4 protein-coding genes and 1 pseudogene are annotated in these 5,700 nt (G+C 59.5%); all 5 read right to left on the bottom strand.

What is annotated here, in order from left to right; translation table 11 throughout:
• Positions 1-772: 772 nt before the first annotated feature.
• On the bottom strand, positions 773-1,432 hold the full coding sequence (msrQ, locus tag P1U55_RS15635) for a protein-methionine-sulfoxide reductase heme-binding subunit MsrQ (protein WP_301048568.1): 660 nt from the start codon (positions 1,430-1,432) through the stop codon (positions 773-775).
• Between the two features lie 70 nt (positions 1,433-1,502).
• The gene (msrP, locus tag P1U55_RS15630) at positions 1,503-2,411 is read right to left on the bottom strand and encodes a protein-methionine-sulfoxide reductase catalytic subunit MsrP (RefSeq protein ID WP_301048569.1); all 909 of its coding nucleotides are present in this window, start codon (positions 2,409-2,411) and stop codon (positions 1,503-1,505) included.
• A gap of 84 nt (positions 2,412-2,495) precedes the next feature.
• Positions 2,496-4,010, bottom strand: a complete 1,515-nt coding sequence (locus P1U55_RS15625; RefSeq protein WP_301048567.1) for an FMN-binding glutamate synthase family protein — start codon at positions 4,008-4,010, stop codon at positions 2,496-2,498.
• 54 nt (positions 4,011-4,064) lie between these two features.
• Positions 4,065-5,027, bottom strand: coding sequence for an endonuclease/exonuclease/phosphatase family protein (locus tag P1U55_RS15620; RefSeq protein WP_301048566.1), 963 nt, complete (start codon positions 5,025-5,027; stop codon positions 4,065-4,067).
• 239 nt (positions 5,028-5,266) lie between these two features.
• Positions 5,267-5,700 (bottom strand): annotated as a pseudogene (locus tag P1U55_RS15615) (ATP-dependent chaperone ClpB); the annotation flags it as partial.

Genomic DNA, 5,700 nt, shown 5'->3' with positions numbered 1-5,700 from the left:
TTAGGCCTGCCGCCAGCGTTCGTTCTGAGCCAGGATCAAACTCTCAAGTTGAAAGCAGGTTACCCTGCTATCCTTGACGTTCGAACCATCGCACATCTCATCGACCCGGAAAGGCCGATGAAGTCTCTGTTTGTTGTGCTTCTGGTTTCATAAGAAACCGGAAACCGTTCAAACAGTGAAGCTGACACTCTATTATCGGCCGAAGCCTAAGAGCGCGATATACGAGGTACGTCGGTCGTAGTGACCAAACCGCCCGCATATCTCTTCAGAAAACCATCGATTTCAAAGAGCGTAGAGACAAATATCACCGAGATGCGCCCTAACTTACTTGGCGCGCCCCGCCTCAACTATCTCTGTTTTTAGTCTGCGTCTCGTTTCCGTCTGTCTGCGTTTCCGCTTCCGTCTGGCCCGTCTGGCGCCCCGTTGGTGCATCTCTGCGCCGCCGGTGAGGGGGTATTTACGGTTGGGGGCCGCACCTCGCAACCCCTTTTTTCGTGAAACTGTCATTTTTTCCAAAGTTTTTGAAAAACAGAGTAAATACATATACTTACGAGATGCCTTTTTTGATCACCGGAACGAGAGCAAAAGGCCAAGCCGGGGTGATCTTGCTCAAATCAGGCCTATTCAGAAGTTATCCACAGATTCACCCGGCATTTCGGGCGTGAATCGGGGGTGAATCGCATCCGATTCACCGCGACTCGTCGGATGAATCGCTCCGACTCGCCAAATTTTTCGTCGAGTCGGGTGAAAATTATTCAAACCGCGAAGCGATTCACCCGCGATTTGGCTGATTCCGGCGCCGGGGAATCAAGCGCAGGGCAAAAAGTGCCAGAATCGCGCCGGTGTAGAGCAGTGGTTCCAGCTGCCAGCCCTTCGCCAGCCACACCCAATGCACCCCGCCCGCCAGAACCGCCGGATAGACGAGCTTGTGCAGTTTGCGCCAACGCGCGCCCAGTTTCCGGATCGAGAAGTTGTTTGAAGTGATGACCAGCGGCGTAAGGAGAAGGAAGCCCGCGAAGCCGATGGTGATATAGGGGCGCTTCACGAGATCCCCCGCGATCTGGCTCCAGAGCAGGGACATGTCGAGCACCAGCCAGGTGAGGAAGTGCGCCAGTATATAGAAGAAGGACACCACACCGATGGCACGGCGAAACTTGAGCAGGTTGAGCCCGGCAAAGCGGCGCAACGGGGTGACAGCAAGACCAGCGATCAGAAGCTGAAGACCGAACAGGCCCAGCGCGTGCTCAAGTGTTTTGATCGGCTCAGGGCCAGAGGCCCCCGTAACCCCCTGCCAAAACCAGAACAGCGCCGGAATTGGGGCCACTATATATAGAGGCCAGGCCGGAACCCGACGGAGTGTATCGTTCACCGCCTGAACGGCGCGGCCTTTGGTGCCCCAGAAGGGTGTGCTTTGCTCGGCAAGGGAGGTCATGGGGTTGCCCTTTATCTATGGCCGCGATGCCGAGGCACGTTTTGCTTAAGGTGCTGAAAGTTCCGGTGCGTTAATAGAGCTTGCTCAGGTCCATGCCCTCGTAAAGCCCGGCAACCTCATCAGCGTAACCGTTGAACATCAGCGTCTCCTGACGCGACGCAAACAACCCGCCGCCGATCATCCGTTCCGACGCCTGTGACCAGCGCGGATGCGAGACCTCAGGGTTTACGTTCGCGTAAAAGCCATACTCGCGGGCATTGAGGTTTTGCCACGTCGTGGGAGGCTCCTCCTCTGTCAGCGTAATGCGCACGATGGATTTGATCGACTTGAAGCCATACTTCCACGGCACCACCAGCCGGATCGGTGCGCCGTTCTGGTTGGGAATGGGTTTGCTGTAGATGCCGGTGGCCATCATGGTGAGCGGGTGCATCGCCTCATCAAGGCGCAGGCCCTCAACATAGGGGAAGGGGATCACGGAGCGGCGCACGCCCGGCATGGCCTCGGGCTGAACGGCGGTTTCAAAGGCCACATACCTTGCGCCCGCTTGCACGCCCGCCTTGGCCAGAAGATCGGCCAGCTCATAGCCGTTCCACGGAACCACCATCGACCAGGCCTCAACACAGCGGAAGCGATAGATGCGCTCCTCTTCGGTCAGCCCATCGGTGAGATCGGCAAGAGAATAGTCACCGGGGCGATCAACCAGCCCGTCGATGGCGATAGACCAGTTGGAGGTATCAAGCGCTGCGGCGTTTTCTGCCGGGTCGCTCTTGCCGGTGCCGAACTCATAATAGTTGTTGTAGCTGGTGATGTCCTCAAAGCTGTTCGGCTCAAGCGCCTCGCCCGCCGCATGGGCGCTACCGGCCAGGCCACCTGCAACAGAAGCCGCGCCGAGGCCCGCGATCAATTGGCGGCGGTTCAGCCAAAGCGGCTCTGGCGTGATATCGGCGGTGGTAAATGTGTTGGTCCAGCGGTTGGCCATGTGAAATCCCTTCATATCCTTTGCACTCTATATAGGGGCGCGGGGCTGTAACAATTTTCACGAGGCGGTTGGATGACGGGAACGTCAAAGAGTGTAACGTTCCTCGCCCGGCTGGATCGAGGGGTGGATCGCGTTGAACGGCACCGTAGAGCCATCGGCCTGCACAATGCGAACATGCCGCCGCCGCATCAGCCGGGGCTCGGCCACGCCGACCGAGTGGGCAATCGTCTCAACCTCCTTGATGACCGATTTGGCGTAGGCCGCCACGCGCTTGTCCTTGTCTTCCACCACCAGCCCAGCCTGTAGGCGCGGGTCGTGGGTGGTGATGCCGGTCGGGCAGGTGTTCTTGTTGCACTTGAGCGCCTGAATGCAGCCCAGCGAAAACATGAAGCCGCGCGCCGAGGTGATAAAATCGGCCCCCGCACAGAGCGCCCAGGCCACATCGCCGGGGTTTACCAGCTTGCCCGCCGCCACAATGCGAATGCGTTCTTTGAGGCCAAACTCATCACGCAGGTTATTGAACAGCGGCAGCGCCTCGCGGATGGGCATGCCCACCAGATCCATAAGCGGCATCGGGGCCGCGCCGGTTCCTCCCTCGCCGCCATCAATGGTGACAAAATCCGGCGCACTATCGGGGCCACGCTCGTGGATCAGCTCAAACAGGTCGCGCCACGGCTCGATCGCACCGATCACCGTTTTGAAGCCAACGGGCTTGCCGGTGACCTCGCGTATGCGGGCGATCACATCCAGCAGTTCACCCCAGTCGTTCACATCCGCATGCCGGTTGGGAGAGATCGAGCTGGTGTGCGGCTTGATCCCGCGTATGAGGGCGATCTCTTCATCTACCTTCGCTGCCGGAAGGATGCCGCCCTTGCCGGGCTTTGCCCCTTGCGCCAGCTTCAGCTCAAACATCTTGACCTCGGAATGCGCCGCGACCAAGCGCAGCTTGTCATCGCTCAGGTTGCCCTCGCTATCACGCACCCCATACTTGGCAGTACCGATCTGAAAAACCACATCGCAACCACCTTCAAGGTGATAGGGGCTAAGCCCCCCCTCGCCCGTGTTCATCCAGATGCCCGCCAGTTTTGCCCCCCTGCTCAGCGCGCGCACCGCAGGCTTTGAAAGCGCCCCGTAGGACATGCCGGAAATGTTGAAGATCGACGGCGCCAGAAACGGCTCGCGCGTTCCGGCACCAATCAGCAGCGGATCGGTGCTGGCAAACTGATTGTCGAGCGGCGGAAAGGCGGCATTGGCAAAGATCGCGGTGCCCGGAACATTAAGATTGCGGGTAGAGCCAAAGGCAACCGTGTTTGAGCTGCCCGCCGCCGCATGCGTGACCCAATCGCGCTGCGCCCGGTTAAAGGGCATTTCCTCGCGGTCCATCGCAAAGAAATACTGCCGAAAGAACTCTCCCAGAGATGAAAAGATGTGCCGGAAGCGGCCAATCACCGGATAATTGCGGCGGATCGCGTCTTCGGATTGGTTGCTATCAATGATGAAAACCACCAACGCGGCAAGAACAGCGAACCCAAGCAGGAAGACAAAGAGCAGCGCCAGCCACTCCATCGCGTATCCCGCCCAATCAATGTAAGTGCTCATCCTGCTCTCCCCGTTTCCAGAAAGAGGATGCGGCGGCAGCGGCCAAGTGGCAAGTCAGCCGGTGATGAATTCGGCCCAGATCGGGCGATGATCGGAGATATGGTAGCGCATGAAGGCGGCAAACTCGGATGGGGTGCGGCTATCCCAGAGGTCTGCGAAGATCGCGCCATCAAAGTCAAACACCCCATCGGACACAAAAGCAACCCCTGCCCCGCCGGGAAAGAACGCGAGCTGATCATACTGTTTGCCCTCGGTGATCGTGGTGCCAATGCGGGACTGGTGCGGCGGAATGTGCAGCCCGCGCTTGGTGAGCGCATCAAACACCGCATCGCCCATCTCGGCCTTGGGCATGTTCATATCACCAATCGCCACCACATTGGGCGAGAAGGCCCAGCCGCGCTTGCGCCTCAGATCCGCCCACCGGCCCAGCGCGTAGGTTTCAAGCGCCCGGCGATTGAGAGAGCGCTTTGAGCTGGAGCCAAAGTAGAGATGCGCGTTGACCATCGTCACCACCCAACCGCCCGACTGAAAGGCAACGGCATAGGGATTGCGATCAAAGCCAAGAAACTTTTGCTCGATGCCGGGCAGTTTGATGTAGCGGTGATCCCCCGGCGGGATGGCGATTTCGCCCGCCAGTTCCAGCCGGGTGACGCGGGCGGTGTCAAAGGCATAGAGCATTCGCTCATCATTGCCGCCCTGATCGGAAAACACTGCATCCCAGCCGTGGGGCAAGTAAGCGCGCACACGCTCCCAATCAGACAGGTTTTCCTTCACCTCCTGAATGGCAACCAGATCAAACCATGAGATCAGCTCAGCGATGAGGCGGCAGTCTTTATCATCGCGCGGCTGCGCCTGATCCCCGAGGTTGGCTATGTTCCATGAGGCGAGCAGCATACGCCCCGGCGCTTTATCGGGGATGGCGCGGCCTTGCCTGGTATCGCGCCACGTGCGCATGGCGGCGATCTCATCGTCAACATCATAGGAGTAGGCAAAACCGGGTTGCTCAAAGCGGGGCATGGGCTGGCTCCTTTCTCTATGTATAGAGTAGCCGCGCGCACCCGCCCAACAAAGCCCCCGCCTGTGCTGTTCACGCGGGCGTCACAGGCGCAGCGTGGCCAGCCCGGCGCCGCGTGCTGCGCCTTTAACGATTGCACCCTTCATGCGCCCATCCGTGTTAGAAAAGGCCCCCCTCCCGGCTGGAAGGGGGGCCTTTATGATTTGAAAGTGGGCTCGCGGCCCCGGATCACTGCGCGGCGTCAGTGGACCACGGCATCATCAGGGCGCGGCCGGTTGGTGCCTGCAACAGCATCACCAATGATCAGGCCTTCGGCCCCGGCAGTCACGCTAACAACATCACCATCAGCCACATCACCGGCCAGCAGCATCTCGGCCAACTGGTCTTGCAAGGCACGCTGCATCACCCGCTTGAGCGGACGCGCACCGAACACCGGATCATAGCCCTCATCCGCCAGCCACTTCTTCGCGCCGTCATCAAGCTCCAGCTCAATGCCACGGCGGGCGAGCCGCTTGCGCAACTGGCCAAGCTGAATGTCGACGATGCCATCCATGTCGTTCCGGCTGAGCCGATCAAAGATGATGGTCTCATCCAAACGGTTGAGGAACTCAGGGCGGAAGTGCGCCCGCACCGCATCCATCACGTCACGCTTGGCCTCCGAGGCATCAGCCCCAT

The organism is Vannielia sp. (assembly GCF_029212645.1).
Lineage (GTDB): Bacteria > Pseudomonadota > Alphaproteobacteria > Rhodobacterales > Rhodobacteraceae > Vannielia.
The sequence above is the reverse complement of the archived record's forward strand: the minus strand, read 5'-3'. Positions and strand labels throughout refer to the sequence as shown.

What these genes read in the sequence shown, in the direction of transcription:
- msrQ (WP_301048568.1), bottom strand. Translation starts at nt 1,432, where the DNA reads ATGACCTCCCTTGCCGAGCAAAGCACACCCTTCTGGGGCACCAAAGGC.
- msrP (WP_301048569.1), bottom strand. Translation starts at nt 2,411, where the DNA reads ATGGCCAACCGCTGGACCAACACATTTACCACCGCCGATATCACGCCA.
- P1U55_RS15625 (WP_301048567.1), bottom strand. Translation starts at nt 4,010, where the DNA reads ATGAGCACTTACATTGATTGGGCGGGATACGCGATGGAGTGGCTGGCG.
- P1U55_RS15620 (WP_301048566.1), bottom strand. Translation starts at nt 5,027, where the DNA reads ATGCCCCGCTTTGAGCAACCCGGTTTTGCCTACTCCTATGATGTTGAC.